Below are 16922 nucleotides of genomic sequence, written 5' to 3'. Positions count from 1 at the left end.
GGCACGTGCGCACCCGCATCACAACGGCCGATGCCTTGAACGATCCCTTGCCCGAGACCATCGCCGCCGAAAGGCTGCGCCAGCACCTCGAAGACGTCGCGCGCGAGCGCGATAACGCCTATCGCGCGCTGCAGGAGCGCGAGGCCGAGCTGGCACGCATCCAGCGCATCGGCAAGGTCGGCGGCGTCGAGGTCGATTTCCGCGAAGGCTTCAAGAATCGTCGCTCGCCCGAATATCTGATGATCCACGGCCTGCCGCCGGAGGCGGCGGACGAGACGCACGAGGCCTGGGTCAACCGCATCCATCCCGACGATCGCGACGCGGCCGTCAAGCATTTCTTCGAGGCTCTCGCCGGAACGAGCGAAGACTACAGCGCTGAATACCGCATCATCCGTCCCAGCGACGGCGAGACCCGCTGGATCCGGGTCGTCGCCAAGATCGAGCGCGACAAGGACGGCCGCGCGATCCGCCTCGTCGGCGCCCACATCGACATCACCGACCAGGCGCTGGCGCGCGCGACGCTGCGCGAGAGCGAGGAGCGCTTTCGGCTGATCGCCGACAGCGCGCCGGTTCCGATCTGGGTCACCAAGCTCGACCGCAAGCGGTCCTTCGCCAACCGGGCCTATGTCGATTTCGTCGGGCTGCCCTACGATCAGGCCATCGACTTCGACTGGCGCAAGGTGCTGCATCCCGACGACCTGCCGCACGTGCTCCAGCAATCGGTCCAGGGTGAAGCATCCCTCAAACCCTTCGTGTTGGAAGCGCGTTACAGGAACGCAAGCGGCGAATGGCGGTGGCTCCGATCGGAATCGCAGCCGCGCTGGGACCCGACGGGCAAGCATATCGGCTTCATCGGCGTCGCCCACGACATCACCGTCGCCAAGCAGGCCGAGATCGAGCTCCGGCAGCTCAACGAGACGCTGGAACAGCGCATTGCCGAACGCACCGCCGAGCTCGAATCCAACGAGGCACGGCTGCGCGCGATCCTGGAGACCAGCAATCAGTATCAGGGCCTGGTCAATCTCAGAGGTGAGCTGCTTTACGCCAACAAGACCGCGCTGGACGGCATCAAGGCACGCTCTTCGGATGTGATCGGAAAGCCGTTCTGGGACACGCCCTGGTTCGCCGGCACAAACGGCATGAGCGCCGCCGTGCGAGAGGCCTTCGACACGGTGCTCAAAGGAGAAGCGGTGCGGCTGGAGATGCGCCTGCGCCTTCCCATCGGCGAGCGCGATTTCGATTTCGGCATGCGGCCCGTGCTCGACCGCCACGGCAACATCACCGGCGCGGTGCCCGAGGCCGTCGACGTCACTGAGCGCCGCCGCGGCGAGGAAGCGCTGCGGCAATCGCAGAAGATGGAGGCGATCGGCCAGCTCACCGGCGGCGTCGCGCACGACTTCAACAATCTCCTCACCATCATCCGCTCTGCCACCGACTTCCTGCGCCGCCGCGAGCTGCCGGAGGAACGCCGCCGCCGCTATGTCGACGCCATTTCCGAGACGGTCGAGCGCGCCTCGAAGCTGACGGCACAGCTTCTGGCGTTCGCGCGACGGCAGCCGCTGAAGCCGCAGATCTTCAATGTCGGCAGCCAGGTCGAGGGCGTGGCACAGCTGGTCCGGCCACTGGTCGGCGGCCGCATCGAGATCGCCGTGGAAGTTCAGGATCCCGATTGCTTCACCGTGGCCGACATCGGCCAGTTCGAGGCCGCGCTGATCAACCTCGCCATCAACGCCCGTGATGCCATGGATGGCGAGGGCCGCCTCACCATCGCCGTGCGCAAGGTCCAGGGTATCCCTCAGCTGCGCGCGCAATCGGCGCGCAGCGGCGACTACGTCGCCATCTCCGTCACCGACACCGGCAGCGGCATCGCGCCCGAGCATCTCGACTCGATCTTCGAACCGTTCTTCACCACCAAGGAGGTCGGCAAGGGCACCGGCCTCGGCCTCAGCCAGGCCTTCGGCTTCGCAAAACAGTCCGAGGGCGACATCGCGGTGACGAGCACGCAAGGCAAAGGCGCGACCTTCACCATCTATCTGCCGCAGGCGCAAAGCCCGGCCACCGAGAAGGAAGCTGCAGCGCTGACCAGCGAGACCGCGACCACCGGGCGCGGCTACCGCGTGCTCGTGGTCGAGGACAACGACGAGGTCGGCCAGTTCTCGACCGAGCTTCTGGAAGACCTCGGCTATGTCGTCCGCCGCGTCGCCAACGCCAACGCGGCACTGGCGATCCTCGGCGAGAACGAATTTGCCGTCGACCTCGTGTTCTCCGACGTCATCATGCCCGGAATGAACGGCGTCGAGCTAGCCGGCATCATCCGCGAGCGCTATCCGGGCCTGCCCGTGGTGCTCACCAGCGGCTACAGCAACGTGCTCGCCGAAAGCGCCCATCGCGGTTTCGAACTGATCCAGAAGCCGTATTCGGTAGAGTCGCTGTCGCGCATATTGCGCAAGGCGATCACGGAGAAGCTATCCGTGGCGCGGTGACTACGCCACCTGACGGAACAAAGCTGCCGTGAAATCGGTTTTCGCCGGGACCTTCCAGCCTGGATCGAGGAATGCATGTCGAGCCAAGACCTTGATCAGGCGAGGCGCGCCGGCCGCGCGCTGGATGCGGCCAATTTCTTCCTCGCCGACGTCCGCGACGGGCTCGGCCCTTATCTCGCGGTCTATCTTCTCACCGAGCAGCATTGGAACGAGGCTCGCATTGGCCTCGTGATGTCGATCGCAACCATCGCCGGCATCGTCGCGCAGACGCCGGCCGGTGCGCTGGTTGACGCCACACGGACGAAGCGGCTGGTGATGGTGGCCGCTGCGATTCTGGTGACGCTCGCCTCGCTCTCGCTGCCGTTGTTCCCCAACCTCCTGCCGGTGATAATCTCGCAAGGCATCGCGCAAGCCGCTGCTGTGGTCTTCCCACCGGCGATCGCCGCGGTCTCGCTTGGCATTTTCGGGCATGCCGCATTTACCCGGCGCATCGGCCGCAACGAGACTTTCAACCACGCAGGCAACGCCGTCGCGGCGGGCATCGCCGGCCTCTCCGCCTATTGGTTCGGACCGACCGTCGTGTTCTACCTTCTCGGCGCCATGGCGATCGCGAGCCTCGTCAGCATCCTGGCGATCCCCGAACGGGCCATCGACCACGACCTCGCGCGCGGACTGCACCACGCTCGTACTAATGGTGCACCCGAACATCCCTCGGGCCTCGGCGTGCTCCTGACCTGCCGTCCGCTGCTCATATTCGCGATCTGTGTCGTCCTGTTTCACCTCTCCAACGCGGCGATGCTGCCGCTGGTCGGGCAAAAGCTTGCGCTGCAGGACAAGAACATCGGCACCAGCCTGATGTCGGCGTGCATCGTTGCGGCGCAAGTGGTGATGGTGCCGTTCGCGATGCTGGTCGGCGCACGGGCGGACCGCTGGGGACACAAGCGGTTCTTCCTTGTCGCATTGTTGATCCTGCCGATCCGAGGGGCACTCTATACGCTCTCCGACAATCCGTTCTGGCTGGTCGGCGTGCAGCTTCTGGATGGCGTCGGCGCCGGCATTTTCGGTGCAATCTTTCCCGTCATCGTCGCCGACCTCATGCGCAACACCGGCCGCTTCAACGTCGCACAGGGCGCCGTCATCACGGCCCAGAGCATCGGCGCGGCGCTGTCGACGACACTGGCGGGCCTGGTCGTCGTCGGCGCCGGTTACAGCGCAGCATTCATCACGCTCGGCGCCGTAGCGGCGATCGGTGCCGTGATCTGCCTCCTCGCCTTGCCCGAGACGCGGCAAAGCGACGACGGCGATCCGCGCCCGCGGGGGAAGACAGCGGCGCCCGCATCGGCTATCGCAGCCGAATGAATCCACTCCCATTCGAGAACTGAACAGTGCCGTCTGACGCCATCTGGACCTGGAGCATCATCGTCGTCGCGACCGCAGGCGTCATCGTCCGGCCCTTTCGCCTGCCCGAGGCGATCTGGGCGGTGATCGGCGCCGGCGCGCTGCTGCTGTCTGGTTTGCTGCCGTGGCCGGATGCGTTGACAGGTATCGAGAAGGGCGTCGACGTCTATCTTTTCCTGATCGGCATGATGCTGATCGCAGAGCTGGCGCGGCTCGAAGGCCTGTTCGATTATCTCGCCGCGCTTGCGGTGGAGTATGCACGTGGTTCTCCGCAGCGACTGTTCCTGCTGATCTACCTCGTCGGCACCCTCGTTACCGTGCTGCTCTCCAACGATGCCACCGCGATCGTGCTGACACCGGCCGTCTATGCCGCGACGCGCGCGGCCGGCGCAAAGCCGCTGCCGTATCTGTTCGTCTGCGCCTTCATTGCCAATGCCGCAAGCTTCGTGCTGCCGATCTCCAATCCGGCCAATCTCGTCGTGTTCGGCGCGCGCATGCCGCAGCTCACCGAATGGCTGCGCCTGTTCGCCCTGCCCTCGGCGGCCTCGATCCTGCTCACATACGTGGTCCTGCGCCTGAGCCAGCACCGCGCGCTCAAGGAGGAAACGATCGCCCGCAGCGTGCCGCATCCGAAGCTTGGACGCGGCGGCAAGCTCACGGCAATAGGCATCGTCGCGATCGGCATCGTGCTGGTCACCGCGTCGGCGCTGGACAGGCAACTGGGCCTGCCGACCTTCATCTGCGGCGTCGCGACGGCGGCGATCGTGCTGCTGATCAACCGGCAATCGCCCTTGCCCGTGCTGCGCGGTGTCTCCTGGAGCGTGCTGCCGCTGGTCGGCGGGCTCTTTGTCATGGTGGAAGCGCTGGTGAAGACCGGCGTGATCGCGCAGCTGAGCGCGCTGCTGCACCAGGCGGTCGCGCAATCAGTGCCCCAGGCGGCCTGGAGCGTCGGCATCGCCACCGCGCTTGCCGACAACATCGCCAACAACCTTCCGGTCGGCCTCGTCGCCGGCTCGGTCGCCGCCAGCGATCATCTGCCCGCACCGGTCATCAGCGCCATCCTGATCGGCGTCGATCTCGGCCCCAATCTGTCGGTGACCGGATCGCTCGCCACCATCCTCTGGCTGGTCGCGCTCCGGCGGGAGAAGATCGAGGTCGGCGCCTGGCCGTTCCTCAAGCTCGGTCTGCTGGTGACGCCGCCTGCCTTGATCGGTGCACTGGCGGCTGCCATCAGGTAGCGGCAAGGCGCGCCGGCTAAATAGGCACAGCCGTTTGCGGTGCATCAATGCCGGCGATGCGGCGGCGGCTAGAGTTCACTTGTCGCGTGCTTCAGACAGGCCGCGGCAAGGAAGGTTGATCATGCAGATTCGATCAAAGTCGCTGCCGCAGAGCTTCTCGCTACGTCGCGGAATTCAGAGCTTCGTCGCGCCCGGCAAAGGCCGCACGGAGGCGTCCCATCCCTTGCTCGTCTTCTCCGTCGTGGTGCTGCTGGCCCTGTTCGCCATCTTGGAGATCGACGTCCACACGGCGCAGCTTCAGGCCATCGGCCTGCTCGGCCATGGTACCGGGATCGATCCCGTCTTCCTGAGCCCGTAGCGGGAGGAGCCCGGTCGCGGCCACAGCGCGCCGCGACCGGGCTTATGCGTCAGTCGTTCTCGTAGCCGTAGACTTCCGGCAGGATGAAGATCGCGGCAAGCAATCCGATCAGCGGGAAGATTGCGACGAACAGCGTGGCGTTGGCCTGTCCGATCGCCGCGAACAGCGACGGGAACAGGAAGATCGCCAGGAACGACGGCAGCTTGACGAACATGTATGCGAAGCCGCTGGCGGTGCCGCGATATCTCGGCCTGGCGACCATGGTCGGGATCGTCATGCAGTTCGACGCGTCCCAGTAATGGCCCCACAGCATGGCGGCGGCCGCGAACGGCAGCAGTATCTTGTTGTCGGTGTAGAGCGCGAAGGCCGCCACCAGAAGCGAAGCCAGCACGATGCCGAAACCGGCGATGGCGATACCGCGATGGCCGATCTTCGGCGTCAGCAGCGGACCGACCCAGCCGGACAACGCGGCAAAGCAGAACAGTCCCATCGTCACCAGGTTGTTGCCGAGCACGCTCGACACGCCGACCATCACGAACAGCACCGGCAGGTAGAACGCGAAGGTCGAGAATTCGCTGCCTTGCGCGAAGCAGGCGATCCAGCCGTAGATCGTCGCGCGCCAGCGGATCGGGTCCTTCTTGAGGTCGGCGAGGAACGCGCGGGTGGAGACCTTCGGCACCTGGACGTCCCGATCCGGCAGCATGTCGAGATTGTCGTTGAACATCTCGCGCGCGACCTGCTTGGCCTCGCGGTAGCGCCCCTTCTGCACCAGCCACACCGCCGTCTCCGGCACGTCGTGGCGCATGATCAGGATGATCAGCGCCGGCACCGCGCCGAGGCCGAGCGTCACGCGCCACAGCATCTCGTGGTTCATGTCGATCAGGAGGAAGATCACGATGACGCCGATGGTCAGGACCTCGCCGACGGCGAACATGAACTGCCAGCGGTTGCCCATGACCTCGCGCTCGCCCTTGGCCATGGATTCCATGATGTAGGTGTAGCCGGTCGAGATGTCGGAGCCGAGCGGGATGCCGAGTAGGAAGCGGATTACGACCAGCCACGCAACATTCGGCACGAAGGCCTGCGCCAGCGCCAGCACGATGAACATCACCATCGTCACCAGGAACATCACGCGGCGCCCGATCTTGTCGGACAGCCACCCGCCGAGCAGCGCGCCGATCAGGGCGCCGCCTTGCGTGCCGGCCGCAGCAAGGCCGAGCATCAGCGGATCGGGATTGTACTGCTCCTTGATGAAGATCAGCACGAAGGCGATCGAATAGAGGTCCCAGGCCTCGACCAGGATCGAGGCCATCATCAGCCAGCCGACCTTGTTGCCCTTGGGGCTGTAGTTCGTGATGAGGTAGCGGACCGCGGCTTCGCTCGCGGTTGGTTGTGGCATCGCCATCGTTGACATTTTCTTGGTCCTCTCTTCGAAACTTTCTACGCGCCCAGCAGCGGCTCGATGCTGCAATCGAGCAGGCGCGGATCGATCCCGGCCTCCATGCCCGTGAACATCGAATCCATGTAGTCGATCAGGGCATCGCTCGCCCTCACCGCGTCCTCGACGCGGCGGTTGGCGACGGCCGCGAGAATGGCGAGATGATGATCGATCGTGCCTGACAGATCCGCCTGCCCCGGCATGAAACGGTGGTGGATGTAGCCGATGCGCCGATACAGCGTGTGCAGTGGCCGCATCGTATGCACCAGGAACGGCTCGCCGGCCGCCTCCAGCACCAGCGCGTCGATGCGTCGGTCGATACTGTTGAATTCGTCGAGGGTCAGGCTGGCGCGGCGCTCGCGCAGCAGACGCTCGATGTGCAGCGCCTGATTGCGATGCGAGAGGCTGGCGCGATCGGCGGCAAGGCGGATCACGAAGCGCTCCATGTCGCGGCGCAGGCCGAGCAGCATGCGCTCGCGCGCCAGATCGATCGGCGCGATGTGCAGACCGTGACGGGGCCGGATGATGATCAGGGTATCTGCCGAGAGACGATTGACGGCGTGATGCACCGGTGTGCGCCCGAAGCCGGTGATGTGCTGCAATTCCAGCATCGTCATGAATTGTCCGGGCTTGAGCTCGCAGTGAACAAGGAGCTCTTCGATCTTCTGGTAGGCCAGCTCGAAGAAATTGAGCCGGTTGCGCCGCGAGGGCTTGCCCTCGCCGTCGTCGTTGTTTCTCACCACCTCGAGCGCGCGCTTGCGCTTAGCCATGTCGTTCTCTCCCGTCGGCCCGCGCTCTCGTTGCTGGATGGCGCCCTGCTTGTTCGAGCCTTAAAACATGTTGTGATATATTACAAGCCGGCGTAAGACTCCCGCGCGACCTGCAACATGTTGCAGTGCGAAATGAGACGACGGACGCGCGACGTCTGTAATGGGAGGACAATTGCCGTGAAGATCACGTCGATCGAGACGCTGCGTACCGAGGAGTTTTCCAACGTCATCTGGGTCCGCATTCACACCGACACGGGTGTGATCGGGCTCGGCGAAACATTCTACGGCGCGGGCGCGGTCGAGGCGCAGATCCACGACACCTTTGCCGGCCGCCTGCTCGGCCGCAATCCCCTGCACATCGAAGCCATCCATCGCGACATGCTGAATTTGCCCATGGCGCAGTCCTCGACCGGTGTCGAATATCGCGCCGCCTCCGCGATCGACATTGCGTTGTGGGACCTGTTCGGCAAGGTCTGCGGCCAGCCGGTCCACCAGATGCTTGGCGGCCTCTGCCGCGACAAGCAGCGCATCTACAACACCTGCGCCGGCACGCAATATGTCCGCTCGACCAATATCAGCCCGGTCGCGAACTGGAATCTCGGCGCTTCCAGGGGACCTTACGAGGATCTCGACGGTTTCATGCATCGCGCCGACGCGCTTGCCGAAAGCCTCCTGGAAAGCGGCATCTCCGCCATGAAGATCTGGCCGTTCGATCCGGCCGCGCAGGAGAACAAGGGCCTCTACATCACCGCCGCGCAGATGAAGCAGGCCATCGAACCTTTCGAGAAGATCCGCAAGGCGGTCGGCGACAAGATGGAGATCATGGTCGAGCTCCACTCGCTGTGGAACCTGCCGACGGCCAAGCAGATCGCGCGCGCGCTCGAGCCCTACAAGCCGACCTGGTACGAGGACCCGATCCGCATGAACTCACCGCAGGCGCTGGCCGAATATGCGCGCTCGACCGACGTCTGGGTCTGCGCCAGCGAGACGCTGGGCTCGCGCTTCCCCTACAAGGACATGCTCGACCGCGACGCCATGCACGTGGTGATGGCGGATCTGTGCTGGACCGGAGGCCTCACCGAGGGCCGCAAGATCGCCGCGATGGCCGAGACCTATCACCGGCCCTTCGCACCGCACGATTGCATCGGCCCGATCGGCTTCATCGCAGCCATCCACATGTCGTTCAGCCAGCCCAACACGCTGATCCAGGAATCGGTGCGCGCCTTCTACAAGGGCTGGTACAATGAGCTCGTCACCACGATGCCGGTGATCAAGGATGGTTTCGTCTACCCGATGGAAGGTCCCGGCCTCGGCGTCGACCTGCTGCCCGCCGTCTTCGACCGCTCCGATCTCACCGTGCGCCGCTCCAACGTCTGAGGACTTCCCGAGATGAGCACTTCCCTCTTCGACCTCTCCGGCCGCACCGCGCTCGTGACCGGCTCCTCCCGCGGCCTCGGCCGCGCCATCGCCGAGGGCATGGCCAAGGCCGGCGCCAGGATCATCGTCAACGGGGTCGATCCCCAGCGCGTCGAGCAGGCCGTCGCCGAGTTTCGGGCCGCCGGGCATCAAGCCGAAGGCGCCGCGTTCAACGTCACCGACGAGCCCGCCATCGTCGCCGCCTTCGAGCGCTTCGACCGCGAAGGGCTCGCCGTCGACATCCTCGTCAACAATGCCGGCATCCAACACCGCAAGCCGCTGGTTGAATTCACCACCGACGAGTGGCGCAAGGTGATCGAGACCAACCTCACCAGCGCCTTCGTGATCGGCCGCGAGGCGGCCAAGCGCATGATCCCGCGCAAGCACGGCAAGATAATCAACATCGGCTCGCTCGGCAGCGAGCTCGCCCGCCCGACCATCGCGCCCTACACTGCGGCCAAGGGCGGCATCAAGAACCTGACCCGCTCGATGGCGGTGGAATGGGCGCAGCACGGCATCCAGGCCAATGCGATCGGCCCCGGCTACATGCTGACCGACATGAACGAGGCGTTGGTCAACAACGCCGACTTCAACAACTGGCTGATGGGCCGCATCCCCGCAAAACGCTGGGGCAAGCCCGACGAGCTGGTGGGCGCTGCGATCTTCCTCGCCTCGGACGCCTCGACCTATGTCAACGGCCAGATCATCTATGTCGATGGCGGCATGATCGCCGCGATGTGACCGCGAACCAGGAGCAGCTTATGCGCGCCGTCGTCATCCACGCACCGAAGGATCTGCGGATCGACCTCTATCCCGATCCGGCGCCCGGTCCGGGCGAAGTCCGCGTCAAGATCGCCAATGGCGGCATCTGCGGCTCGGACCTGCATTATTACCATCACGGCGGTTTCGGCGTCGTCCGCATCCAGCAGCCGATGGCGCTGGGACACGAGATCGCCGGCGTGGTTGCGGCGGTCGGCGACGGCGTCAGCAGCGTGAAGCCCGGTACCCGCGTTGCAGTGAACCCGAGCAAGCCGTGCGGTGTGTGCCTGCATTGCCAGGAGGGCATGCGCAACCAGTGCCTCGACATGCGTTTCCTCGGAAGCGCGATGCGCTTTCCCCACGTGCAGGGCGGCTTTCGCGAGTTCATCACGATCGATGCGACGCAGGCCGTGCCGATCGCGGACAAGCTCTCGCTCGCCGAAGCCGCGGTCGCCGAGCCGCTCGCGGTCTGCCTGCATGCCGGCAAGCAGGCCGGTCCCCTGCTCGGCAAGCGCGTCCTGATCACCGGCTGCGGTCCGATCGGCGGGTTGATGATCCTGGTCTCGCGCTTCGGCGGCGCGGCCGAGATCGTGGTGACCGATGTCGCGGACGCGCCTCTCGCGGTCGCCAGGAAGCTCGGCGCCACGCATGCCATCAACGTCGGAACCGACGCCGCCGCGCTCGATCCCTGGCGCGCCGGCAAGGGCGTCTTCGACACGCTGTTCGAGGCCTCCGGCAATCAGGCGGCGCTGCGGACCGCGCTCGACGTGCTCAGGCCGGGCGCGACGCTGGTGCAGCTCGGCCTCGGCGGCGAGATGACGCTGCCGATCAACTCCATCGTCGCCAAGGAATTGCAGCTCCGCGGCACCTTCCGCTTCGATCCCGAGTTCGAGCTGGCGGTGCGCCTGATGGGCGAAGGCCTGATCGACGTCAAGCCCTTGATCACGGCCACCATGCCGTTCGAGAACGCGGTCGCCGCCTTCGAGCTCGCCAGCGACCGCACGCAGTCGATGAAGGTGCAACTGACGTTCTGAACCGCGCTACTGGCTCTCGATCAGCCGGTCGCTGACCAGCCGCACGGCCCCGCGCTTCCAGGAATAGTCCGCGCCCATGCGCAGGCCGCTGTCACCACGCGTCAGCACCGTGCCGGTCCTGGCATCGCGCACCTGGAAGCCGAACGTGTATTCGGTGCGGCTCACCCGCCGCACCACGCCGATCAGCGACTGATCCGCGCCGAGCTCTTTCGCGATCGCCGCCTCGCAACCACCACAATCGCGCAAGGCACGCCCCTTCCCCGCCTCGCCGCGCGCGCCGCTGACGTCGACGATGCGGTAGCGGCCGGATTGGCCCAGTGCCTCGCGCACGCCACCGGTCACCTCGGCCATGTATGACGCGTCCGATGCCGCCGATGTGCCGGCCGAGGCGGCGGTCGTATCCTCGAGCTCGAAATCGAACACGGCGAGCGCGACCGGCGCGGGCGTTGCGAGCGCAGCCATGATCTCGCGGGAGACGAAGATCTCGGCGCGCTCCCAGGATTCGTCATTGTCGCCGCGGAAGCTGTAGAGCTTGTCCATCACGAGCTTCTTGGCGCCGATTTCGATCACGGCGACCTTGGCCCATTGCACCAGCGTGCTCGTCTTCTGGATGCCGCCGATCACCTTGAACGCCGCGCCGTCCTGGGCGGATGGAACCAGCCGATAGCGCGGGTCCGCGCCAATGTCCCTTCGAAGCGCGGCCATGAACGCCGCCAGCCGCCGCTCGTGGGCGGCGGTCTGGTCGGCCGGCTCGGCCGAGGTGTCGGTATAGCTGAAATCGTCCATGGCTACGCCAATGGCGTCCCCGGCATCGGCCCGTGAACAACAGAGGCCGCCGAGGAGAAAGACGAGAATCAGCCGGGAGCGGTGCATGAACGGGCCTCCTCGATGGAGCGGGCCCGCAAGTCTGGACGGGTCGCCTGACGCCATGCAGCCGTGACCGTCCCGACGAACGCCGGGAAAATTTCACGACGTTGCACTGCGGTAAGGCGGGAACGCTTCCCGCCGCTTGCGTTCTGCCCTTTAATGCGGGAGCGACAAACCCGCTCGCACCAGGTGTCCGCCGATGTGGAATCGCCCGAGGTTCGATCTCAAGATCCGTCTGACGTTGCGCGTGGCCGCGATATCGGCTGCCTGCTTCGCCGCGATTTCCGCCTATTTCCTCGTGACGGCCGACCGCGCCGCGTATGCGCGCATCGACAGTATCGCCGCCATCGTGGCGAAGTCGCTGGAGTTGCAACAGGGCAAGGTCCAGTGGGTGGCCAGCCCGCGCTCGGACTTTCCGAACCTCGATCCTGTTTCCGCCTATGTGATGACGCCCGGCCTGTGTCTGGCATTCCGCGGCACGAGCGGCGACATCCTCCAGCGCTTCTGTAGCGGCGCGCCTGCCCCGGCGAGCCCGCCGCCGCAGGCCTTCACCGCCTTCTACCGCAGCCTGTTCGACCCCGGCCGCGAGGCGGCACGGCCCGTGATCGTGCGCGGAACGAGGCTCGGCGAGACCGTGGTCTCGGTCGATGCGGCCGTGCAGACGGCCGAGGCCTGGCACGAGGCCGGTCGCCTGATGATCGCGCTTGCGATCGCGCTGCCGCTGCTCTGCGCGCTGGTCTATGCCGCGCTGGCCCGCGCCCTGCGCCCCACCCGCATGATCGGCAACGGTCTCGAGCGCATCGCTGCCGGCGATCTCACGACGCGGCTGCCGCCGTTCGACCTCGCCGAGCTCTCCGCCATCCGCGACGTCTTCAACCATCTCGCCGAAAGCCTCGACACCGCGCTTGCCGAACGCAACGAGCTGACGCGGAAGCTGATCGCGCTCCAGGACGAGGAGCGCCGCCATCTCGCGCGCGAGCTGCATGACGAGTTCGGCCAGTCGCTCGCCGCCATCCGCGCGCTTGCCGCGTCCGCCCGCCAGACTGCGGCGCAGGACTGTCCCGCCTTGCTCGGAGAGTGCGACGGCATTGCCCGGACCGCGACCGGAATGATGGAGACGTTGCGCGGCGCGCTGTTCCGGTTGCGGCCGCCCGATGTCGACGAGCTCGGCCTCGTCGCGAGCCTCGAAGGACTGGTGTCGGGGTGGAACGGCCGCAGCCGCGGCCAGACCCGCTTCGATATCCGGTTCGACGGTGCCTTCGAGAGCGTGCCTGCCTCGGTCAGCGCCAATCTCTACCGCATCGTGCAGGAGGCGCTCACCAACGCGGCCAAGCACGCCGGCGCAACGAAGGTCAGCCTGCATCTGGCGATGGCCGACAATGAGATCGCGCTCGCGATCGAGGATGACGGCCGGCCGAACGAGGCTGCCGCCCGATCCGGCATGGGCCTGCTCGGCATGCGCGAGCGCGTCGCCGCGCTTCGCGGCCGGCTGAGCTTCGAGACCGGCCCTCACGGCTCGGCGCTGCGCGTGTTCATTCCGCTCGCGGCCGACGATCGGCAGGCGCTGGAGCACGCGGCATGAGCGCGGCCGACGCCACCATCCTGCTGGTGGACGACCATTCCGTCGTCCGCGAAGGCTACCGCTCCGTGCTCCAGAAGCAGCCGGGCTTGCGCGTCGTCGCCGAGGCGGCCGACGGCGCGGAGGCCTACCGGCTGTACAAATCCGAGGCGCCCGACCTCGTCATCATGGACCTCAGCATGCCCGGCATCGGCGGCATCGAGGCCGTCAGACGGATCAGGCAGTGGGACAAGACGGCACGTATCCTCATCTTCACCATGCACGAGAATGCCGGCTTTGCCGTGCAGGCGATCCGCGCCGGTGCGAGGGGTTACGTCACCAAGACCAGCCCGCCCGAGACGCTGGTGCGCGCGGTCAAGGACGTGCTCGCCGGCAAGATCGCGATCAGCCCCGACATCGACCACGAGCTTGCGCTCAGCCGCATCAGCGGCGAGAGCTCGGCCGCCGACGTGCTGACGCCGCGCGAATTCGAGGTGTTGCGGCTGCTGCTCGCCGAGAACACGACGGAGGAGATCGCCGAGACGCTGCATGTCAGCCCGAAGACGGTGGCGAACCTGCATTCCCTGATCAAGGACAAGCTCGGTGTCGGCTCCGACATCGAGCTGGTCCGCCTGGCGCTACGCCAGGGACTGTTGACCGAGGTCTGATCGCCGTTGCCTTACGGCTCCAGCCGCGCTCCGTCAGGGGAGAACGCCTCCACGGTGTCACCGATCCTGAACGACATCATGTCACGGCCGACGAGCAACGGCCCCTTGTAAGTGGTGCGCGTGCGCAGGATCAGCGGCTCCTCGGGAATGTCGGGCGCGGGCTTCACCGTGCCGAACACGATATGGGAGTAGACGGCAAGCTTTGGCCTGGACGAGGCAAAGATGCGGCCGGCCTCTTCCGGAGAGGTGTGGTGAGCCTGGATGTCCTTATAGACGGGATTCTTGGCCAGCAGCTCTGGCTCGATGACCGCGACCTCGTGGATCAGCAGGTCGGCGCCCTCGGCCGCCTTCGCGATGCGCTCATCGTACTTGGTGTCGCCCGACAACACGACCTTGTGGCCGCCATATTCGACGATGTAACCGAACGACGGCCTGATCTTCTCGCCGTGGTTCACCTCGATCGCGGTGACCGTCACGCCGTTGTTCTCATAGACCCGCCCGGCTTCGATATCCTTTGCCGCGAACGTGACTGCTACGGGATCGAGATGCTCGTCATCGATGCGGATGCGGACGTCGTCGGCGAAAGCTTTGGTGAGGTTTTCCGTCATGGCGACGGTTCCCTTCGGGCCATAGAGCTTCATCGGCCCCTTACGCGAAGCCCAGGGCGTGGCAAGCCACCCTGTCAGCCACATGTCGGGAAGGCCGACGACATGGTCCGAGTGCAGATGCGTGATGAAGTTCGCGGTGATCGCGCCGAGTGGAATCTTCAGCTTGTAGAGCTGGATGGTCGCGCCGCGGCCGAGATCGAAGAGCAGTTTTTCGCTCCCTGCCTCCACGAGCGTCGACGCGCTGAAACTGGTCGGTCGCGGCGTCGGCACGCCCGTGCCGAGCAGCGTCACCTTCATCGGTTCGGCGGAGGCGACCGTGGCGAACGCGAGCAGCACAAGGCCCGCCCGCAGGAGCGTTTTGAGCATATTTCCTCTTCCTGAGTGTTGGATTGTCGCCGCGGATCATTCGCGCGCGATCACCTGGTCCAGCCATGCGCAGTTGAGCGGTGGCACGCGCGGGTCGGCGACGCGCACGCCGCGCGCGGCCGCATCTAATCGCATGTCGCGCAAGCGCTTGCGCTGCTCCTCGGGCATATGGAGCCGCTCGTGGCCCCATAGCGAGGGCCCATCGAAGGTCTCGTGCGGCTGCCAGGTCTCGGGATCGATCACGCGCCCGCCCCAGCCATATTCGATGAAGAAGCCGGACGGCGTATTTACGTAGAACGAGGTCATGTGGTCATTGGTGTGCCGGCCGAGCGTGTAGGCGATGCGCCCCTCGTCCAACTGCGCGAGGTCGTAGCCCTGCCCGACGTCATCGAGACTGCCGAGCTCGACCATGAAGTGATGCATCGCCTTCCGCCCCGAGCCGACCATCGCAAAGGAGTGGTGGCGGCCATTGACGTGGAAGAAATAGAGCCCGTACGGCTTCAGCCCGAAATCGGAGACGTGAAAGCCGAGCACGTCGCGATAGAACGGCAACAGAGGCTCGACATCCTCCACATTGAGCACGACATGCCCCATGCCGAGCGCGCCGGTGCGGAAGCCCGAGATCGGACGGCCCGGCTTGAAGGGCTCGCTCGCAAGCTCCGGCTTGCAAAAAGCTTCCAGCCGGTTGCCGGCGGGATCGGCAAACGCGATCAGCTCGGCGACGTGCCGCTCGTCGGCGAGCGAGCGCGAGCCTCGGACCACCTTGATGCCATGGCTTTCCAGCCGCCCCGCCAACCGGTCCAGTTCGGCGGTCGAAGGAACCTCCCATCCCATCACCGCAAGGCCGGCATCGCTGCCACCATTGACGATCAAGCGCTGCTTGCGGTCGTCCATACGATAGGTTCGTATCTTGCCGCCGCGATCGACCTGCTGCATGCCGAGCAGCCCGGTCGCCATCCGGCTCCACTGGTCGAGCTGGGATGAATTGATCCCGATATAGCCAAGCGCTGTGATTTCCATCGACATCCTCCCGAGGGCATCGCGATCGCCGCAGTGCGGCGAGCTTGATACCGGCCGCGCGCGATCCTACGGTGGCGTTCCGCAATCGCTTCGCGTTCGCAACGACGATAGCCGCGCCGCGATGTGCCACAAGGGAGGAAATACGAAGTGTCCAAGGAGCGGACGCGGAACGGCCAGCCTCGGCAGTCCGAGGGCGTCCGCGCCTTCAAGCGCGGGCTCGACGTGCTGCACGAAGTCAACCGCTCCGGCGGCATCCGCGCCGGCGACGTCGCCCGCGCGCTCGACCTGCCCCGCCCCACCGTCTACCGCCTGCTCGAAACGCTGGAGGAACTCGGCTACATCGCCCGCAGCGCCAGCGACGACCGATTTCGAGTCACCCGGCGCGCGCTGAGCCTCGGCGACGGCTACGATCCTGGAGTGGTGATCTGCCAGGCGGCGGCGCCTTATCTTGCCGATCTCAGCAAAAAACTGGTCTGGCCGGTCGATCTCTCCACCTATGAGAACGCGGCGATGGTGGTGCAGGAGACCACACACTCTCGCAGCCCGCTCTCGATTGACCGCGGCATGATCGGCAAGCGCCTGCCGATGCTGCGCACGTCTGCGGGCCGCGCCTATCTCGCCGCCTGCCCCGCGCGCGAACGTGATTTGATCGTCAATCATCTGCGCCGGATCGACGAAGCCGACGACCGCCCCTTCCTCGACCAGGGCCGGCTCGACCGCATGATTGCCGAGACTGCCGCACGAGGTTACGCGATCCGCAGCGAGGGCGAGTTCAATCCCAAGACCGCTTCGATTGCCGTCGCCATCGTGCGCAATGGTGTGGTGTTCGGCTGCATCTCCATCATCTGGATCCGCTCGGCTCTCGGGATCGAGGAAGCGGTGACGCAGTTCGCGGGACAACTTCAGGAGTCGGCATCCGCCATTCCGGTCGAGGTGTAGCG

15 protein-coding genes are annotated in these 16922 nt (G+C 65.8%); 10 read left to right on the top strand and 5 right to left on the bottom strand.

Annotation, left to right across the window (positions count from 1 at the left end):
- The first annotated feature begins 5 nt into the window (after nt 1-5).
- From AC1RQP_RS32135 to AC1RQP_RS32120, 4 genes are all read left to right on the top strand, one after another.
- Nucleotides 6-2483 carry a PAS domain-containing hybrid sensor histidine kinase/response regulator gene (locus AC1RQP_RS32135; protein WP_492940963.1) on the top strand — a complete coding sequence of 826 codons (2478 nt, stop codon included), beginning with the start codon at nt 6-8 and terminating at the stop codon, nt 2481-2483.
- 75 nt (nt 2484-2558) lie between these two features.
- Complete coding sequence (locus AC1RQP_RS32130; protein ID WP_492940961.1) at nt 2559-3842, top strand: MFS transporter; 1284 nt, start codon at nt 2559-2561, stop codon at nt 3840-3842.
- Nucleotides 3843-3868: 26 nt separating this feature from the next.
- A complete protein-coding gene (locus tag AC1RQP_RS32125; protein ID WP_239624302.1) occupies nt 3869-5119 on the top strand; it encodes an arsenic transporter in 1251 nt (416 codons plus the stop codon).
- A 121-nt stretch (nt 5120-5240) separates the two neighbouring features.
- A complete protein-coding gene (locus tag AC1RQP_RS32120) occupies nt 5241-5477 on the top strand; it encodes a hypothetical protein (RefSeq protein WP_492940959.1) in 237 nt (78 codons plus the stop codon).
- Between the two features lie 49 nt (nt 5478-5526).
- Here AC1RQP_RS32120 and AC1RQP_RS32115 read toward each other — a convergent pair whose 3' ends face one another.
- Together AC1RQP_RS32115 and AC1RQP_RS32110 are read right to left on the bottom strand one after the other, a co-directional pair.
- The gene (locus tag AC1RQP_RS32115) at nt 5527-6891 is read right to left on the bottom strand and encodes an MFS transporter (protein ID WP_239624305.1); all 1365 of its coding nucleotides are present in this window, start codon (nt 6889-6891) and stop codon (nt 5527-5529) included.
- A 26-nt stretch (nt 6892-6917) separates the two neighbouring features.
- The gene (locus AC1RQP_RS32110; protein WP_492940957.1) at nt 6918-7685 is read right to left on the bottom strand and encodes a GntR family transcriptional regulator; all 768 of its coding nucleotides are present in this window, start codon (nt 7683-7685) and stop codon (nt 6918-6920) included.
- Between the two features lie 177 nt (nt 7686-7862).
- On the opposite strand from AC1RQP_RS32110, the gene AC1RQP_RS32105 reads away from it, so the two are divergent.
- The 3 genes from AC1RQP_RS32105 to AC1RQP_RS32095 are packed head-to-tail and all read left to right on the top strand — an operon-like array spanning nt 7863 to nt 10894.
- Nucleotides 7863-9062, top strand: coding sequence for a mandelate racemase/muconate lactonizing enzyme family protein (locus AC1RQP_RS32105; protein WP_492940955.1), 1200 nt, complete (start codon nt 7863-7865; stop codon nt 9060-9062).
- Nucleotides 9063-9074: 12 nt separating this feature from the next.
- Nucleotides 9075-9842 (top strand): glucose 1-dehydrogenase, encoded by a 768-nt coding sequence (locus tag AC1RQP_RS32100; protein ID WP_492940953.1) that lies wholly within the window; start codon nt 9075-9077, stop codon nt 9840-9842.
- Nucleotides 9843-9862: 20 nt separating this feature from the next.
- Nucleotides 9863-10894 carry an L-idonate 5-dehydrogenase gene (locus tag AC1RQP_RS32095; protein ID WP_492940951.1) on the top strand — a complete coding sequence of 344 codons (1032 nt, stop codon included), beginning with the start codon at nt 9863-9865 and terminating at the stop codon, nt 10892-10894.
- 6 nt (nt 10895-10900) lie between these two features.
- Here AC1RQP_RS32095 and AC1RQP_RS32090 read toward each other — a convergent pair whose 3' ends face one another.
- Nucleotides 10901-11767 carry a DUF3280 domain-containing protein gene (locus AC1RQP_RS32090; RefSeq protein ID WP_239624313.1) on the bottom strand — a complete coding sequence of 289 codons (867 nt, stop codon included), beginning with the start codon at nt 11765-11767 and terminating at the stop codon, nt 10901-10903.
- Between the two features lie 193 nt (nt 11768-11960).
- Here AC1RQP_RS32090 and AC1RQP_RS32085 point away from each other — a divergent pair, with 193 nt between their 5' ends.
- The gene (locus tag AC1RQP_RS32085; protein ID WP_492940949.1) at nt 11961-13343 is read left to right on the top strand and encodes a sensor histidine kinase; all 1383 of its coding nucleotides are present in this window, start codon (nt 11961-11963) and stop codon (nt 13341-13343) included.
- Nucleotides 13340-13987, top strand: coding sequence for a response regulator (locus tag AC1RQP_RS32080; RefSeq protein WP_131867745.1), 648 nt, complete (start codon nt 13340-13342; stop codon nt 13985-13987). The genes AC1RQP_RS32085 and AC1RQP_RS32080 overlap by 4 nt, the downstream gene beginning before the upstream one ends.
- An 11-nt stretch (nt 13988-13998) precedes the next feature.
- Here AC1RQP_RS32080 and AC1RQP_RS32075 read toward each other — a convergent pair whose 3' ends face one another.
- Both AC1RQP_RS32075 and AC1RQP_RS32070 read right to left on the bottom strand, forming a co-directional pair.
- Entirely contained in the window at nt 13999-14961 is a 963-nt protein-coding gene (locus AC1RQP_RS32075) for an MBL fold metallo-hydrolase (protein WP_492940947.1), read from the bottom strand.
- A 36-nt stretch (nt 14962-14997) separates the two neighbouring features.
- The gene (locus tag AC1RQP_RS32070; protein WP_492940945.1) at nt 14998-15981 is read right to left on the bottom strand and encodes a VOC family protein; all 984 of its coding nucleotides are present in this window, start codon (nt 15979-15981) and stop codon (nt 14998-15000) included.
- Nucleotides 15982-16128: 147 nt separating this feature from the next.
- Here AC1RQP_RS32070 and AC1RQP_RS32065 point away from each other — a divergent pair, with 147 nt between their 5' ends.
- Entirely contained in the window at nt 16129-16920 is a 792-nt protein-coding gene (locus AC1RQP_RS32065) for a DNA-binding transcriptional regulator (protein WP_492940944.1), read from the top strand.
- The last annotated feature ends 2 nt before the right edge of the window (nt 16921-16922 follow it).

It is taken from the genome of Bradyrhizobium sp. GW821-FHT13H06 (assembly GCF_058803975.1).
This window is presented reverse-complemented; position numbering and strand designations above follow the sequence as displayed.